At 45.6% G+C, this 17373-nt stretch carries 18 protein-coding genes; 5 read left to right on the top strand and 13 right to left on the bottom strand.

The genetic code is table 11. The features are described 5' to 3' along the window. Window positions 1-21: 21 nt before the first annotated feature. From PSI15_RS14905 to PSI15_RS14890, 4 genes are all read left to right on the top strand, one after another. Window positions 22-1221, top strand: a complete 1200-nt coding sequence (locus PSI15_RS14905) for a DegT/DnrJ/EryC1/StrS family aminotransferase (protein ID WP_273584201.1) — start codon at window positions 22-24, stop codon at window positions 1219-1221. After that, window positions 1218-1646, top strand: a complete 429-nt coding sequence (locus PSI15_RS14900; RefSeq protein ID WP_273584200.1) for an NUDIX domain-containing protein — start codon at window positions 1218-1220, stop codon at window positions 1644-1646. The genes PSI15_RS14905 and PSI15_RS14900 overlap by 4 nt, the downstream gene beginning before the upstream one ends. Window positions 1647-1696: 50 nt before the next feature. Further along, complete coding sequence (locus PSI15_RS14895) at window positions 1697-2488, top strand: inositol monophosphatase family protein (RefSeq protein WP_273584199.1); 792 nt, start codon at window positions 1697-1699, stop codon at window positions 2486-2488. Window positions 2489-2678: 190 nt separating this feature from the next. Next, the gene (locus PSI15_RS14890; RefSeq protein ID WP_273584198.1) at window positions 2679-3323 is read left to right on the top strand and encodes an HD domain-containing protein; all 645 of its coding nucleotides are present in this window, start codon (window positions 2679-2681) and stop codon (window positions 3321-3323) included. Window positions 3324-3426: 103 nt separating this feature from the next. Here the strand turns inward: PSI15_RS14890 and PSI15_RS14885 are convergent, their stop codons facing one another. The 13 genes from PSI15_RS14885 to PSI15_RS14825 form a co-directional block, all read right to left on the bottom strand. Continuing rightward, on the bottom strand, window positions 3427-4560 hold the full coding sequence (locus tag PSI15_RS14885; protein WP_273584197.1) for a DUF4056 domain-containing protein: 1134 nt from the start codon (window positions 4558-4560) through the stop codon (window positions 3427-3429). Further along, window positions 4557-5708, bottom strand: coding sequence for a BamA/TamA family outer membrane protein (locus PSI15_RS14880; protein ID WP_273584196.1), 1152 nt, complete (start codon window positions 5706-5708; stop codon window positions 4557-4559). The genes PSI15_RS14885 and PSI15_RS14880 overlap by 4 nt, the downstream gene beginning before the upstream one ends. Continuing rightward, entirely contained in the window at window positions 5708-6694 is a 987-nt protein-coding gene (locus tag PSI15_RS14875) for a hypothetical protein (RefSeq protein ID WP_273584195.1), read from the bottom strand. The genes PSI15_RS14880 and PSI15_RS14875 overlap by 1 nt, the downstream gene beginning before the upstream one ends. A gap of 567 nt (window positions 6695-7261) precedes the next feature. After that, complete coding sequence (gene cas2e / locus PSI15_RS14870; RefSeq protein ID WP_045968474.1) at window positions 7262-7555, bottom strand: type I-E CRISPR-associated endoribonuclease Cas2e; 294 nt, start codon at window positions 7553-7555, stop codon at window positions 7262-7264. Continuing rightward, a complete protein-coding gene (gene cas1e, locus PSI15_RS14865; protein ID WP_273584194.1) occupies window positions 7556-8476 on the bottom strand; it encodes a type I-E CRISPR-associated endonuclease Cas1e in 921 nt (306 codons plus the stop codon). After that, on the bottom strand, window positions 8476-9168 hold the full coding sequence (gene cas6e, locus PSI15_RS14860; protein WP_273584193.1) for a type I-E CRISPR-associated protein Cas6/Cse3/CasE: 693 nt from the start codon (window positions 9166-9168) through the stop codon (window positions 8476-8478). The genes cas1e and cas6e overlap by 1 nt, the downstream gene beginning before the upstream one ends. Then, the gene (cas5e, locus tag PSI15_RS14855; protein ID WP_273584192.1) at window positions 9155-9922 is read right to left on the bottom strand and encodes a type I-E CRISPR-associated protein Cas5/CasD; all 768 of its coding nucleotides are present in this window, start codon (window positions 9920-9922) and stop codon (window positions 9155-9157) included. The genes cas6e and cas5e overlap by 14 nt, the downstream gene beginning before the upstream one ends. Before the next feature lie 13 nt (window positions 9923-9935). Then, window positions 9936-10973, bottom strand: coding sequence for a type I-E CRISPR-associated protein Cas7/Cse4/CasC (gene cas7e, locus PSI15_RS14850; RefSeq protein ID WP_273584191.1), 1038 nt, complete (start codon window positions 10971-10973; stop codon window positions 9936-9938). Window positions 10974-11022: 49 nt separating this feature from the next. Next, window positions 11023-11616 (bottom strand): type I-E CRISPR-associated protein Cse2/CasB, encoded by a 594-nt coding sequence (gene casB / locus PSI15_RS14845; protein ID WP_273584190.1) that lies wholly within the window; start codon window positions 11614-11616, stop codon window positions 11023-11025. Beyond that, entirely contained in the window at window positions 11609-13225 is a 1617-nt protein-coding gene (gene casA / locus PSI15_RS14840) for a type I-E CRISPR-associated protein Cse1/CasA (protein ID WP_273584189.1), read from the bottom strand. The genes casB and casA overlap by 8 nt, the downstream gene beginning before the upstream one ends. After that, window positions 13222-15969: a CRISPR-associated helicase Cas3' gene (cas3, locus tag PSI15_RS14835; protein WP_273584188.1), complete on the bottom strand. Its 2748-nt coding sequence runs from the start codon at window positions 15967-15969 to the stop codon at window positions 13222-13224. The genes casA and cas3 overlap by 4 nt, the downstream gene beginning before the upstream one ends. Window positions 15970-16033: 64 nt before the next feature. Further along, window positions 16034-16420, bottom strand: coding sequence for a bleomycin resistance protein (locus tag PSI15_RS14830; protein ID WP_273584187.1), 387 nt, complete (start codon window positions 16418-16420; stop codon window positions 16034-16036). Between the two features lie 303 nt (window positions 16421-16723). Then, entirely contained in the window at window positions 16724-16921 is a 198-nt protein-coding gene (locus PSI15_RS14825) for a transposase (RefSeq protein ID WP_273584186.1), read from the bottom strand. A gap of 221 nt (window positions 16922-17142) precedes the next feature. Here PSI15_RS14825 and PSI15_RS14820 point away from each other — a divergent pair. Further along, on the top strand, window positions 17143-17373 hold a 231-nt coding region (locus tag PSI15_RS14820; protein WP_273584185.1), incomplete at its 3' end, for a hypothetical protein.

Raw genomic sequence — 17373 nt, 5'->3', positions numbered from 1 at the left:
GCATAACAGGAGGTTTTCGAAATGAATTCTAATTACTCAAAATTTTCTCATCCAAAAATCAGTGATGAAATAAAAAGCAGCGTTCAGAGTCAACTTCTGGAAGATATCTCTATTTATGATAATGGAGGAATCTATGAGCGTCTGGAAGGAGAGTTTAAGAAAAAATTTAGCGTAGAGAATGCGATCGCTGTCAATTCGGGTACGACAGCTTTATTCTCAATGTTTTATGGTGCTGGAATTTCCAAAGGTGATGAAGTCATTGTTCCTGGCTACACTTTCTTTGCTACATGTGCTCCACTTCATCAATTAGGTGCTGAACTAAAATTTGCTGATTGTGGTGATAATGGTAATGTGGATCCTAAAGCTGTTGAAGCGTTAATCACTACGAAGACCAAAGCTGTAGTAATTACTCACATGTGGGGAATTCCATGTGATATGGATGAACTCATGGATATTTGCATTCGTCATAATCTATTACTACTTGAAGATAGCTCTCACGCGCATGGTGCGACATGGGATGGAAAGATGATTGGCAGCTTTTCGGATGGCTCAGCTTGGAGCTTCCAAGGCAAGAAAATTCTTACATCCGGAGAGGGAGGCTTTTTTGCTACTAAGCACCGCCGAATGTATGAACGTGCTGTTTTGGTTGGACATTTCAATAAGCGAGCTAAAAAAGAAGTCCATAACGAGGATCTCAAAGATTTTGCTATTACTGGCACTGGCTTAAATTTACGCATGCATCCTCTGGGTGCAGCAGTAGTTATGCCACAAATGGCTCACTTTGATCAAATGATGAAAGAAAAACGCGAAACTGCCTTGTTGATGAAAAAAGGGATTGAGGCTATTGATGGTCTTAAGGTTGTGCGTATACCTGAAAAAGCTGATCCAGCTTGGTACGTATTACCAGTAATGTTCGACGAAAATAAGTTCACGGTCGGCTTACATAAGTTTGTTGAAAAATTAAACGAACTTGGAGCGGTTGAAGCTGACATCCCTGGGTCAACATGCCCTCTTAACGGTTATTTTCTTTTCCATTCGCCTCATAAAATTTCACAAGACTATGCTGAAAAAGTACGTGTTGAAAAGAAAAATTTTGAAAATGGCATTAAGTTTCATAATAGTATGTTCAAATTAGATGTCTGGTATGGAGAAGAGCGATTCAATTTTATTGATAATTATTTGTCGATTATTAACTCGGTAGCGGAGTTATATAGGAAATGATTGAGCGGTTAGTCCCTCAGGAAATTCTGGATTCGTTTGGTAGTTATGACCGCATCGTAGTAGGTGGTATTATAAAAGTCGAAAACAAGAGTGATGTACTTTTCCTTAAACGCTCTGAGCACGAGTTTATGCCTGATACCTGGGAGATTCCCTCAGGAGGTATTGAAGAGGAGGAATCCATGTTACAGGCGCTCAAGCGCGAGATAAAGGAAGAGGCTGACTTGGATGTTGTCGAAATAGAAAAGTATGTGAGCTCCGTCAGCTATCCTGCTAAAGGCAGTAAATGTCTTCAACTCAATTTTAGCATTCGTTGCACAGGAAATGTGAAGTTGAGTGCTGAACATTCTGACTTCATTTTTTCTAGCATAGAAGCATTTAAGGGTAATTTAGATGACTTCATGCTAAGGGTGCTCAATTTGGCTTGATACTTATAGGTTTGGGCTTGTTTTTGAAGCTCAAACCTAATGAGGTTACGATGTTAAATATAGCGATACAAGCAGTGAAAAAAACACGTCAGTTTACGGTTGACTCTTATAATAGTGCAAAAATTTTCGAGATAAAAACTGACAAAACTCTGGTTACCCGAACTGACTTGAATGTTGAAAATCAAATACGGAAATTCCTTTCAATTAAAACACCAAATATTCCCATACTCGGTGAAGAATTTGGTACAGATATAAATGGAAATTTTAACACAGGATGGGTGATTGACCCTATAGATGGCACGAGGGCGTTTTTATATGGTGTACCACTTTTTAGCACTCTAATATCTTATGTTGAAAATAATGAACCTCTTATTGGTGTCATTTCTTTCCCTGCGTTAGAAAAAATCTTTTATGCGTCTCAAGGGGAAGGGTGTTGGGTTCAACATGGAAATAATGTTCCTGTTAAAATCTCTATCGTCCCTAATAATGAAAAAAAATTACAAGATTCTGTGATATCAGCTTCAGGTATTCACAGTACTACATTCGACAGACGGGAAGGTACGAAGGCTTATAATTTATCTAATATAGTTCATACTGCCAGAGATACTATTTTTATAAATGACTGTTATCAACATGCTATGGTATCTATGGGGCGCATTGACGCAGCTATTGATACCCTAATGAAACCTTGGGATATAGCAGCATTGATTCCCTGTATGAGGGAGTCTGGGGTAGTGTGTGCGAATCTACAAGGTTCCAGGGAACAACTATTATATGGTGGAAGCTTAATTACAGCCTCATCACAATCTCTTTTGGATGAGTTGATCTATGCCTTGAATTAAAATCAATATAGGATTTGTTCCCTCGCCACCGTGACGTATCGTGAAATCTATAGGGTATAAGTACATAGCGATGTTAAGAACAGAACTCTTCCTCAACAACTATTTTTTATATCCGCTATTTTGACATTCAATAAAATATTCTGAATGTTTTTTATTAAGATATTGCTTTATTCAGCAGGAGATTTTAACAATGCTATCTTTTTCACCCTTTGACGATTTGGCTCAACAAATTTTGCCTATGGCAATAGAAAGTGATGATGGTGCTCATGATATTGCGCATTTGTACCGGGTTTGGAAAAATGCCCAAAAAATCTGTGAGGCTGAACACGGTAATCTGCGCTTGGTTTTTGCTGCAGCTTTATTACATGATTGCGTTAATGTTGAAAAAAATGACCCAAACCGGCATTTAGCCTCTCGCATGGCAGCAGATAAAGCGGCGTCTATATTAAAAAATCTCGACTGGAATGAAAAAGAAATTGCAGCTGTCAGCCATGCGATTGAAGCGCATAGTTTCTCTGCCGGACTAACGCCAACAACACTGGAAGCTCAAATTGTACAGGATGCGGATCGACTGGATTCTATCGGCATGATGGGAGTTGCCCGCTGTTTTTATACTGCGGGACGTATGCGTTCGGGGCTGTATGCGGTTTATGATCCCTTAGCAAAACAACGTGAATATGATGATCTTTCCTATGCTGTCGATCATTTCTACACTAAATTATTCAAAATAGAAACGGGCTTTCAAACGGAAACGGGCAGGCAAATGGCTCGTGAAAGAACCAAGCGCATGGAGCGGTTTCTGAATGATTTTTTTGATGAAATTCAGGTCGAATAAATGAATTAGGTGTGTTGATTTCATTGTCATCCTTACAAACTACCTCACGGAGGAGATGGTTTTTACTTAAGGTGTTAAATGAGTCGATGACTTTGTAATGACTTTATTTAATCAATAATTGCCGTTCATCTTCACGTTGGGCATTGTCCGCCAGCATTTTAAAATCTTTCGCAGTCCAATATGGTTTTGGCACCGGCAGATTTTTCATCTCATGGGTGGGGAATAAGCGGAATTCAGCCAGTTTCTCCAACTCAAAATGCTGATAATGATCAGGCAGAGACAGGCGCAAGGCCGCGTCCTCTTTACCGAAAGGCATTAATGGGTAGCGGTTGTCCTGAATATCGTAATTGCGGTGCAGTACCAGAAACTTCTCAGGAATGCGCCGGTAACTGTTCCACCACACACCATCTACGCTATCAAACATCGCCTTTGTGCCTGATCTGGGATAATCGCCGAGTTCATGCAGCGCCATCGGCAAAATCTTACCCATCGCGGCGGAAAACTGGGCCACAGAAGCCGCATGGCCTTCCAAAATCAGGGTCAGGGTTAAACGCGCGCCTAACAGATTTGAATAGAGATCTTCCGGGGAAAAAGCCGAAATCCCTTCGGAAAATCTCGGAACCGATTGATAGCCATACCATTGCGCGATTTCATGCCAGGCCGCAAGCTGAAAAGCGAGCTTGGCCGCTAAATAGGCACTCAGCGTATAGCGTTCAGCAGGCGCTTGTGGTGGCGGAAAAGCAAAAAAGTGAATTTTGCGTGCGGCAAGCTCATTGTTCAGGGTTAATTCCCACTCTTGACCAAGATGGGCATAAATCTGGCTGAACAGATAGAGCGTATAGTCTGCGGTATCCCTCACATGGGCGATATCAATAAATCCGCCTTTACGGGTATAGAGCAGCCCCAGTTTTTCCTTGCTTATTCCCAACAAGGCAGCGCTGGAACCGATAACGCTGTCATTATAGTGATGCTCACCCAGTTTTTCGGCTTCGACAATATTATCGATAACGTAGAAAGGGACAGGAATATTTCTGAGTTGAACTTTAAGGTCATAGCCAAAAGCACAGCAGGCTCTTAACCCCTCCGGTGGCGCGATCGGCGGCAATGCGTCCCACGCTTTCAGGGATTTTTCATCGGGATCACTGGTGAGAACAAGTTTTACCGGATCAAGGGATTGGGGCGGATTTTGGCATGCCAGCAGTAAAAAACAGAGGCACAGTGTGACGAATAATCTCAAAACGCTTCCCCAACCTGAAAATAGAATCCCATACTGTCTTTACCGACACCAAAATCTAATCTGACATTCATGCGGGGTTTAAACTCGAAACGATAGCCAACCCCGACAGAAGGCAGCCAATGTTTTGTTCCCAATTGTGAAGGAGAATCTCCCAGTGTGCCGGCGCCTATCCAAGCAACCACACCGTGGCGCCAGTCAAGTTTGTGTCGCAATTCTAACTGGGTGGTGAAAATATTATTGTCACGATAACGCCCTTCATAATACCCGCGCATTCGCTGACCATTACCGAGCAGAGAAAGCTGATTCCACGGTACATGCCCTGCGCTGAAACGGGCATAATTATCAAAGGCCAGAACGGTTTTTTCAGATAACGGGTGATAGGCCGAGAACTGAAATTGGGTGGTATAGAAGCGGTGATCGCTGCCCAACTCTGGGGAAAAATAGGTGTAAACGATCTCAAACGTTTGCCCATGCCGGGCATTCGGCAAGAAATCCCGCGTATCATAACTGAAATAGGCACTGACACCGGAACTTATCACAGAATGGCCGCCAACGGATTGGTCAAAATAGCGTTTTGCACCGGCATCGGGATGACTGGCGTTGAGCGAGGAGAAATTCCAGCCTAATCCCATATAGGTAGCATTGGCGACACGATAAAGCAGGCGGGGATGAATATCAAACTCCTGCGAATGGTACTTCTCTTTATTACTGTCCTGTTTCCCGGCGTTATAGCCTTTTCCCCAATAGTAAGTGGGAGTGTTATTCAGCGTACCGGAAACAAATAACCGCCATTGGTCGCGGGCAAAAAAATTATAATTGGTAAAATTGAGACCAAATGCACCGGTAGATGAGCCAAAGCCACTGAGTCCCAATGAAGAGGTCTGGCTCACAGAGTCTGAGCTATCGGGACGGTATAAACCGACTACGGCAACCCCAATCCCGACGCCCATTTCAGGGGTATAGAAAGGGCCGGGTAATACCCCCCAGTCAATTTTTTTGCGGGCATCAAAATGATTGCTGCCACCCAGTTCGTTTAACCAGCCATCAATTTTTTGCCGATCAGGCAAGGTCTCTGCGTGGGCTGATAAGACGGTAAAAGCAAAGAGGCTGGCAACCACCAGCCTTTTAAAGGTTGCGAGGCCAAACATTAAAAACGGAACTCACCGGAAATAAAGAAGCTGTTTCTGTTGCCGAAACCGACTTCTGACAAAATATTAAAGTTGCGGGTGACTTCGATACGAGCACCAAGGGTATTGTTCCATTTATGGGCAAGGTGTTGTTCGACGTCGAATTTGATGTCTGTTTCGTGTTGAATATATTTAAATAAACTGAGTTGAGGAGGTAAATCTAGTCCACTGACATTGCCTTTAAAACGTTGGGTAATATCTTGGTACATTGCACCAACCCAGACTTGAACTTTGGTATTTCCTTGACCTGCTAACAACGGCTCAAAAACAAATTCGTAACCAACCCGTGGAGTAATGACTAAGGCACTGATATCACCATCTAAGATATCCAAATTGGTACGGGTATAATTAGTATCTAATGTGGCAAAAAATTGTTTGTAACCTCCGGCAAGCGTTGCTCCGCCACCAAACGTTTTTCCTTTGAAGTTCAATTCGAAGGGAATGTTTTTATAGGTATCTGCGTCTCCCATAAAAACAATATTGTCTATATTTGTTGTGGATTTTCCTTTGGTTTTTCCATAAACGCCATAGACATTCAGAAAAGGTAACACCCAAGAATCCAGTTTAAGCATATGTGTTTCACTTTTTTCTCTGGTATCACCAGCATTAACAGTAATACCGCTTTCCCAAGCTTTATACTTTGGATTGGTAAATTCGAATTTAATGCTATCTACAACGATATCCTGCCGCAGATTCATATAGCTGTAACTGGCACCAAACGGCTCAGGCAAATCATAGCCTTTTGCTCGTGCAGCATTGCCCCAAATTGGCAGAATACGCGATTCAGATTTAGTCGCGCCGGCCAAGCTACCGTCATTATTGGTTTGTTGAACGCCAGATTCTGTCATGGTTAATGAAAAAAGTGGACGCTCACTATCGGCATAGCTAGATGAGGCTGCAAAACACAGCGCAGCGGCTAACAATTTGCTGGTGTTAGTTAAGTTCATAAGTCAATTTGGTTCCTATTTTTGACATTTAATTGTCTACAAAACAATCATCTGAGGACGGAAAGCCGCGTAGATTATCATAGGTCTTTTTGACAATCATCAGTGAATGATGCTTGCGGGTGGAATGTTGCTCAATTCGGTATATTTATTTGCTTTATATGGAATAAATGGATTTTTATCTAAAAATACTTTGGTAAGGGTAATGAATATTGTGGTTATTTCCTCTATTGATATTGACTTTTAGTTAGATTCTTTGAAGTGAGAAAGTAGAACTGGGAAGAGTTTTATTCTGACAATATATCACTCAGCCGCCATCCATTATCACAGCTAATGTGTCGGTTTATCCCCGTAGGTACGGGGAATTCTGTTTTTCCCAAATAATTTCTGATGTCCGAACGGCTTATCCCCGTTGACACGGGGAACTCTACGCTCCGCCTACGGTGTGACCACTGCGTGCCGGTTTATCCCCGTAGATACAGGGAACTCTAATCATAACCCGCTATTTTAAAACAGATTTATTAACCGAAAAAATTCTACCACCTTTAACCCTCTTTTCACTCCGGCAAATTAATCCTCAGAAAGTGGCTTAAATTTCACCAAACGAAGACCGTCAAAATCTATCGGCTCCCTCCTGTTTTCACCAAAGGTTTGGAAATCAAAGCCAGATTCTGTATTGGTCTGCCATGCCATCACCACATTCCCCTCTTCGGTCAGCTCGGTAATTTGTTGCCAAATCATCTCCCTGATCTTGTGGGAGATATTCCCGACATAAACCCCCGCCCGTATCTCCAGTAACCAAATAGCCAAACGTCCCCGCAAGCGAGGAGGAACGGCTTCGGTGACAACCACGGTCATGCTCATTTATTGGCTCCTGTGTCCGATGTCACCGATGGATATCGGTTCAGGGATGGCGGGCGGCTGTGCGTCAGCAGGAGGAAGCGGGGGTGAGATTTCACCCGCCGCAAGGACTTCTTCAATTAACGGGATCAGGCGTTTCAGGATTTTGTCTGTTCTGAATTTTTCCCGACAGGCAATTCTGACTTGTCTGTCAGGCGCAATGCTATGGGTGGCGGCAACCTTAAAAGCAATAGGCACAACGGTATCAAACTTCAAAATATCCGCAATATCATAGACAAATGACAAGGGCTTGCCTGTATGCAGAAAACCTATGGCCGGGGCATAACCCGCCGCCAGAATGGCTGCCTCGGTCACACCGTAGAGACACGAGGTGGCGGCGCTGATACAGCGATTGATAAGATCGCCTTTATCCCAATTTGTATGATCGTAGTTACGTCCTTGCCATTTTACCCCATACTGTTTTGCCAATATTTGATAGATTTTTCTGACGCGCGCGCCCTCTATTCCCCTGAGCTGTTCAACATTACGTTTTTGCGGTGCCGGTTCGCCAAAACGCAATTCAAACATTTTGCGAACCACTTTGAGCCTTAACTCCTCATCCAATGCCAACTTGGCCTGATAAAGCAAGCGATCTGAACGGGCACCGCCCGGCTGCCCCACTGAATACAATCTGACACCGGCTTCACCGACCCAAATCAGCAAAGTGCCAGTCGTCGAAGCCAGTTTTACCGCAGCATGGCTAATGCGGGTGCCCGGCTCCAGCATAATGCAGGCGATAGAGCCGACGGGAATATGCATCCGTTCACCGTTGACTTCATCGATAACGACAAACGCATTATCTTTGACATCAATGCGCCCCATGCCGATAAAGATCATCGAATTCCTGTCCTTGATCGGAATGGGTTTTAACGGAATAAATGCCATCACAATGCCCTTATCAGCATTAACCCACAACCAAAGGATTTGGCCCGGCCAAACCCTTTACGGTATTGCGCCAGAAAAAGCTCGCTATCTGACAAGGTCAGTACCCCCTGAAAATCCACGCTCGAAAACTCGACTTTCTGGCCGGAGGCTTTGAAACTGCGATGTTGGGTATAGCGTTCAAGATCAGGCGGAAAATCGAAGCGGATACCCCAACTCGCCAGCCGTTTTTCATCCTGTATCCACGCTTGGCCGGCTTGTGTCATCAAGGCGTCAATTTCGTCAGAATCCATGCTGATACCCGCACATTTGGCCTGATGTTTTGCCTGACGTTTGGCATTCATCAAAACGTCATGACGCCGCTGTTTGCCCGAATCTTTATCCGTCAGGCAGACTGTCGGATTGACGCGCAGTTTGAAGGCCAGCTTTTGCCCATCACGCAATTGCGGGGCAAAAAGCTTGGTCTGGATCTGGAACTGCGGGGACGCGGTTATCGGTTGGGTGGTGGACAACACCCAAAATTCAGGACTGCCACTGAGGGTTTTCTCTTCCCTGAACAGGAAATTACGCGCTTCCTGTTCGGTAAACAGTTGCCACAGAAGCTGGTGGGTAGCATAAACATCATTTTTCACCCGTCGTGACGGGGGTTGTGGACGCTGAATCGATGGACGCAAAGTGATTTTAGACAGGTACATGGGTTCCCTCCACAGGCAGTGACGGGAGCGATAACTGGTGCATCGTATGCTGTGTAAATTGCCAGCGGTCGCGTGATAGCGGTTCATTCCAGAGTTGATGGGTTAATACGGTCGTATCAGGAATGTCGATCTCATTTTTATCGCCTTCCCACCAATAGCTCACGACATTATCATTTCGCTGCCAATAGTAATTGCCCTTCTCGGATTGCGGCAAGGAGGGAAAAGGCGTATCAAGCGCCGCTTTTAATGATGGATATTCGGCCAACTGTGGCGACATGGGAAGCGCCGGCGGGCAGGATTTCCGACCAAGGCTCAACGTAAAAACCGGTTTTACCAGTGCATCACGTAAGGCAGAAAGCGTAAAACTCGTAGGTTCGGTCAATGAAATGGCGATAACCCACACGCCATCAGCCAGATAATCCCGTGAAGACAGCACCGTGTTTAATTTCGCTTTATCACTTAACTCACTTTTACGGGTCAGGTGTGCCTGTTTTTTCTCTTGCGAGGGCACTTGGGCGGTATGGTAATCCCGTAGCAATAAACCGGAAACAACCTGCTTGATGGCGATTTTGACACTCTGCTGCAACGCCGCAAGCTGGGTTTCATCATCACGCCGGATGCCCAAAGCTGCCCCTAATAGCCCTAAAATTGCCGAACGGGTGGGATAGGTGCTGGTTGGCCGGTTTTCACCGACCGCTTCCACTCCCCAACTGGCGAGTGCCCCGTATAAGCGAAAGACCAAGTAACTCTTCATATTGGCCCCTTTTTTACGCGGTGATGAACTGAACCAACTCAGCAAAACGACCCTCGCCGGTCACGGCATTGATGCGATAGTGTGAATCAGCGCAGGCGCCATAAACGTTATCGAAGTTTTTCCGCTGTTCTTCCAGTTCCTCAATCGCTTTGGTGGCCTGATCTTCATCGTTAATGGGTTTTAAAAACGCAGCGGACAGGGAACGCGGCTGATATTCGCCTTTTTCCGCCAACACATAACTGGCATAGGCACGGGAGCCGAAGCTGTTTTGTTTGCCGGAGGGCGCAATTTTAACCGCCGCTTCGGTCAGGGCGGCGATAGCGCGGTTTGCCAGCGCTTCATTGCCTGCCAGATTTTCGATTAATAACGACTTATTAATGCAGATATAGCTATAGAACAGCGCCGCCGCAAAGCCGGTTTCCCCGATATGCGACGAACCGGTATCGGTTTTGCCATTATTGAGATCGTCTACCGCGGTAAAATAGTCATTTTCCACGGTCACGGCGTGGACACTGATCGCATGGGCAACCTGACAGGCGGCCTCAACGCCATAAGCTGGACTCCCGGCCAGCATACGACCAAACAGCGCAATATCGACCGCCATTTTGGCTTTACTCAGCAGGTTTAACTCTTCTTCCGTTGCAGCACGGTTTTCTGCAATCAGTGTGTCCACCAGCGCAAAAGTGGCTTCCTGTTCGGCCGGGCTGATATGCGCCAACTGTTCAATTTCCAGTGGATCTTCTTTTTTCTTTTTACCAAAGACGCCAGCAATATTAGAAGCCCATTCCGCCGCTTGCTTCTCTTTAACGCCGCCATTAAGCAAGCGTTGATACACCTGAAAACCAAAACGTTTAGTCCGAAAACCAAGATGGCCTGCCAGAGCGTCCTGAAACAGGTCAGAGATCCGCCAATGGCGTTTCAAACTCTGGGAGCTGATCCTGAGTCGCTCAAACCCACCCATGTGGGCGGTCTTCGGGCGACCGAGATCGTCGCGGTTCAGGTTGGCAGGCGGGTAGGAGGTTAACAGGTGGAGTTGGATAAATTGGCTCATGGAAAATTCCTTATGGTAAAAAATCATGCCGGATGAAAAAGGTTTTGGGTTATTTCGCGGCTTTGTAGTAATCCATCGCCCATTGCACCGTAAGGCGCTTATTGGCGCGATACGATCTTGGCTGGTGGTGCTCCTTCATCCACGTTTCAATATCATTGGCGAGGGATAACACGGAAACCTGACCGTTGAGTTGTTGCAGAATGCGCCGCAAGCGCATGATGAGTTCATCAGGCGTTCTGGCGGCCTGTAATTGGGCAAAACGCTGGGGGCAGACAATTGACTTGTCATTGTCTGCTCTGGTGCCCGCGGCAGTTGCCAGATTGGCGTCGGTATTGGTTTTTACATACACCAACGTCATGGCAATCATCGCCCAAAGTTTCAAGGTTCTCTCTTCAGCTTCTTTATGTATTTTTTTGTTTTCATTGGTTATTTCTTCGGGTTCTTTGATCTTTTCTTCCGGTAAACTGAACCAAAGTGCCCGAAAACCCTCGGTAAAGATCACGGCGTTAATTTCCTGACAACGCTTTAATTGTGCCTTATAGACCCTCGGTGCCGGACGGATATCTTTTCCCTTCAACTCCTCAGGGGATAAAAACATGCTTTCCCACCAGCGCAATAAGCGGCTTTTGCTCAGGTTATTCATTGATAACCGCCTCCTTCTTCTTCTTGGATGATTGGGTTTCGATCTTGTGCTCTGCCATAAATGCCTTGATATCTTTCGAACCCATCAGCCACCGGGTCAACATTTGCCGTGCCTCGATTTTTTCCAGTAGTTTTTTGGGATCGGTGTTTTCTGACAGGACAAATTCATCAAACAGATCAAAACAGGTATTTCTGAGTTGGTAGAGCCAGGTTTTGGCTTCCTCAGTGGATAACGAACAGGCTGCGTGCTGGCTGCTGACAATCTGTTGCACTGCGTTAAAGAAGGCCGCATAGGTGCGTTGATAGAAAGCGGCATCAATAAACGACATATCGCCTTTTATATCGTTGGGGCGATGGAACCACGCGCTTTTGATTTGCGTGCGGCATTGGGTAAGCGCATAGGCAGAAAGATGTTGCAGGGTTTTGACCCGCCGGAAAATGGCCGCTTTTTTCTCCATCGGCATGGAAAATAGCGGCAAAGAGGCAGAATACCAACCACGGGCTTTCATATTGTCCATGTCGTAACCAAACGCCCATAACCGTAGGAGCGAATGCTGTTTGTCAGCAAAATAATCATTGATCAGATTAAAATGATCGACCACCCGAGCGGCCTCCTGACCCTCTTTATTGTCGGAAAAAGTCAGGCTATCCCAAATCTTATAGGTAATACCGCCGGGCTGCCCTTTGATGGAAAGGTGTTCTTCATCCGCTTTTTTCGGGTTCCAGCGATAGGGGGTTAAAGGGTGCCGCCAACTCCCCGCATAATTGTTGCCGTAATTTTGGCTGCGATAGGTAGAAACCGATTGGTGGGTGGATTGCCCGGTTAGCTGGCAAATGGCGGGTTTATCGGCTATTTCCAGCCGGATGCGCCGTGGCATCGCCCAGTACATATGCAGTTCATGCACATGATGGGCGTAGATTTCTGTCCCTTTTTTCTGGCTGGTATGGGTTTTCCCCAACCACGGAAAAATATCAGCACTGTTGAGATCCGGCTCCGTGTAACGCCAATCTGCCCGATGAATGACATTCAGCCAGAGTTTTTGCCACAGAGACGCATCGAATGCTTGTGGCTGAATTAAGGTCGTCAGCGGCCCCCCGCCCCGTAACCCGACCCGATGCCCAACACCGCCGGCCGGCGCATTAATCTGTAATGTGAACAGGGCAATAGCGGCCATTTCCGGGGAAATGACGTTACATTGACCACGTTTAATAAAGTGGTCGGTATTGAGCTTAAGCGTATTGGCACCCGGTGCTTCGATCAGTAATCCTGAAATCTCCGTGGATTTTGCTCCCTCCAGTGCATCAAAATCCTGCATAAACAGGGGGCCGTCTCCGGTCAGATTAAAAGCATGTTCTACCCGGTTAAAGGCAGTCTGCAAATCTGCCGGCGTCGGGGCTTGTTCATAAAAATCATGCCATGCGTACTTATCTTCCGGCGCAAAAACGGTTTGCAGTAATCCGATGGCCAGTTGGTAGGCCGCTCCCTGAAAATCGGCCCGTGGCAGGGCAAAATCCACCACGGCGGGATCGCAGATGGCGGCCAGGGGCCGTTTTTCTTCGCTGCCATTTCTCATTCTAAACGTCAGCCATGCGTCTCTAACGAGGTTCATAACACCTCCTGCTTAGGATAAAAACCGATGATGGGATCATAAGTAAAATTAGGGTCATTCTCCGGTAGCCAGATAGGCAGGTATTTGACGGATTTGAATCTGTCCTGTAACCGCGCTATCGCCTGAGTCAGTGATTCAGGCATGGGCTGCAACTTATCGGCATATTTGTTTTTGGGGAGTTTGAGGATGCTGAGTTGAACCGGGAATTTTTCATCCTCAACCCATGGTATCAATTCACCGTTTTCAGTCAGTTTGACGAGCAGTACGTTGACAGTTTCCCTGTCGCTGAATCGGGTACTGATATCGCAATTATCGTCATACCAACCGCGGGCACTGCGATGACTATATTCATGGCGTTGCCATTGCAGCACTTGTGACCGTGCCACGGCGTCCTTACTCCGGCCTTCCGCTATCGCGTCATCATCCCTGAATTTGAGGGCATCGGGGATTTGCTCATCGGCATCTTCGCCATAAACCGATTCAATCAAGGTTCGCGCCTCAGCCGGCATGTGAATGGCACCCAAGCGCCGGAGTTCGCGCAAGCCAAGCCATAAACGCCCGGCGGAACGATAAACATATTGCGTATTGCGGAAATCGTGACTCAGCCAATCGGTTTTGGGTTGTTCATCCCATGCTGGCGCGTGGAGATATAATTTAGGTGCCGGGCGACTGTCAGTAATACCGGGCTGATATTCGCCCCCGGCATTGCGGGTATGGCGATGCAGGCGGCCAACCCGTTGGATCAGATCATCAATCGGGCAGATATCAGAGATCATCACATCGGTATCAGCATCAAGGCTCTCCTGAAAAACTTGCGTGGTAATCAGGATTTTCCCTTGCCGCATCTCCGGTTTGCTTTTCTTACCAAATGCTTTCAACACCCCATTTTCGATCCGTTTCCGGTCATGCAGAATAAAGTGGCTGTGGAACAGGGAACAATTTTCCGGCTGATCCATTTGCGACTGAATCAGCCGGAAAGCTTGCAGGGCATCATCGACGGAGTTACGCACCCAAACCACGCATTGCCCATTTTGCACCGCATTCAGGGCGAGTTGCACACACTCATCCAGATGATTGACGGTTTTTACCGCGACGCTACGGCTGACATCCGCACGACTGCGCAAGGGTGTTTCAATCAGGGGATTTTCCGGGTTTAACCTGACTTGAGTCGCCAGTGGAAAAGCGGTTTCTTGCAGTTTCTGTGACGGTATGCCGCTGGCCGATAACCAGATATCCACCAGCCGTTGGCGCTGTTTTAAGGAAAGGGTGGCGGTCAGTAATATCACCGAACCGCCTTGATGCAGGTGCAGCCTTAACAGACTTTCCAGCAAAGCAAACATATACTCGTCTGCGGCGTGTACCTCATCAAAAATTAATACCTTGCGATTTAACCCAATCATCCGCAGTGATTGATATTTTCTTGGCAAAACTGCCAGCAATGCCTGATCGATCGTTCCCACGCCCACCGAGGCCAGCAGTGCTTTTTTATTGGAATCGGCCAGCCATTGGTGGCACTGCGCGGTTGCAGTGGTATCGTCTCCGGCGTAATCGCTGTCGTTATGCTCGGAGGTCAGGATGATGTCGCGGAAATTGTCATTCATCTCGCGTGCACCATGTGCAAGAACAATACTGGGTAGCTTACCATGCTGAGTATCGAACATCCGATGGTAGTGTTCAGCAACGCGGCCAAACATGGCGTTAGATGTTGCCATGGTGGGCAGGCCAAAGTAGAAACCGTCCGCCGCACCGGCTTGCATCAGGCGATGAGTCAGGGCAAGGGCAGCTTCGGTTTTTCCGGCTCCCGTGACATCCTCCAGGATAAAAAGCTGCGGGGAGTCATCAATCGGGACTTCCTCCGCCCATTGTTGCAGTGGGGTTGGCGAAAAGCGGTAATAATCTTGAATCGAGGTGTAAGGCGATATCACCGGCGTGTGATGGATATCAATGCCATTCAGGGCTATTTTCGCCTGTTTCTGGGCAATTCGCCAATATTCTGCCAACGGAAGGGCTTGGGTTTGATAACGGAAATGATAACTGTCAGAGCCTATCCAGTCAGCCAGAACCACAAGGCCGGCAAGTTGCCAGCTTACTTGTTTCAGATTGTGTTGCCAGTCTTGTGACAGCAGTTTTTCCCGTGGCAGACGGGGTTGAAAAAGTTTAAGCAAATCATGGGTAAATACATTTGCGTCATCACTATTTTGGGGGTCAGTGAAATCAACAATATCATTGTGTTTACCGTCATCAATGGGCTTACCATGATGGCCAAGCATACACTGCATCAAGACCATCAGGGTATCCTGAGCATGGTCTTTTTCTCTGATGGAGAGCGGGTTATTGTTTCCCACCAATGACAGCAGGACATCATCCCGAATATTTCGCCAGAAAAATAATCCCAATTGATCATGCCTGAAATTTCGGGAGTCGTAGGGTTTACGCTGATTAGGTTTAATAAGGTCAGTATTTTCTTGAGAATATAATTGCTGAAATGCCGAGGCAAATTTGCCGAGATCATGCAGCGCCAGAAAGAATGAAAACAGGTTTTGTAATGATTCCGGTGATAGCTGTAAAAAATCGGCCAGATCTTGCGTCAGTTTTTTGTGTGGTGCCAATAATAATTGGCCTACGGCGGCAACATCCAGACAATGGTAGGCCAGCAGATGATAGTTTTCGTCAGAATAGGGATTTTTTTTCGCTTTACCCCAATATCGTGTGAGGTAGCCAAAATGATTGATTAATTCAGGCATATTTTTTCACCGTGAAATAAAATTTCAACCTGTCTCCATTCATGAAATCGCATTATTGAGGTTGTTATTCTATATATTGGCTAAACCGAAGTAAATAACCATCCGGATCTTGCACAAGGAATTCTCTCTGACAGACTTGAGTGTCGCCTATACAGTAATAATTATTTTCTGCCGGGCGATAAAGTTCGATGTCATTAATTTTCAGACTGGCGAGAAGTGGGAATATATCATCAACTTCAATCTGAAAATTAATACCACGCCCTAAAGGCTTATTAAGTTCTCCGGTATTCCAACCTTCATCATGAAATGCCTCCAGCATTAATTGCGCCTCCCCTAAACTTAAATAGGCAAAGTCAGGATCTTCTCGCCGGATTAATACTTCGAATCCTAATATTTTCTGATAGAAATTGAGCGACACAGAAAAATCGGTCACAGTCAGTTCCGGCACCATGCGATTCCAGTATGTTATTTCTGTTGTGGTGTGAGTGCCCAAGATGTTTCCTTATGTGATTATATTATTTTAAAATAGCGGATCATGTAAAAAGTCAGTTAAATCATTTGCATTAACAACAGATTTGGATAATTTACCCGATTTTCTACCGTTTCTTCATTAGGGTAATGTTTTATATGGAATATTGATCACATTTAAAATTGTATGGGCGGACAGTAATAAAAATCCTATTGCATCAAAATCTAAATTCTGCTGGTTATTTTTATGACCACTTTGTAATAATTTCATAATGGTTTTATTCTTTTAGGTTATTTTTCTTTCCAGATAGCGAATTTCTTGTTGCAGTTGGCTTAACATTGCAACCAATGCCTCTTTACGCCATCTATACAGGGTGGTTGGGGATATTCCTGTTATTTCGGCCAGAAAAGAAACACTGGTGTTATAAGGTGGAAGCATTTTTTCTTGGAGGATATGTTTTTGTTTAGGTGAGTAGGGTTGCATGGTTTTCCTCTTATGACAGTTTTCTATTCGGTTATTGTAAAAATTAGCAGATGTTTGTGGGAAGTCAAACAACAATTCAAGGAAAAGAAGAACAACTTAAAAAAAGAATAACAACTTAATACTAAAAAATATTCTAAAAAATTATTAATTACTCAGACCTCTATAGTGCATAAATTGATATTCAAGTCATTATTTATCCCCGTATCTACGGGGAACATAAATTGATAACGAATCAAGGTGAGAATAACAACGGTTTATCCCAGTACTTACGGGGAACATTTCTATGTAATGATAGGCCAAAATGGCCTATTCAGTTTATCCCCGTGCCTACGGGGAATACAACATTTTTATCTGTCAGAACTGCAATAATGACGGTTTATCCCCGTGCTTACGGGGAACACGGAAAGACCATCTCTATCCGATTTAACAATCTGCGGGTTTATCCCCGCACT

This window comes from Xenorhabdus sp. PR6a (assembly GCF_028599065.1).
In the GTDB taxonomy this organism is placed as follows: domain Bacteria; phylum Pseudomonadota; class Gammaproteobacteria; order Enterobacterales; family Enterobacteriaceae; genus Xenorhabdus; species Xenorhabdus doucetiae.
This window is presented reverse-complemented; position numbering and strand designations above follow the sequence as displayed.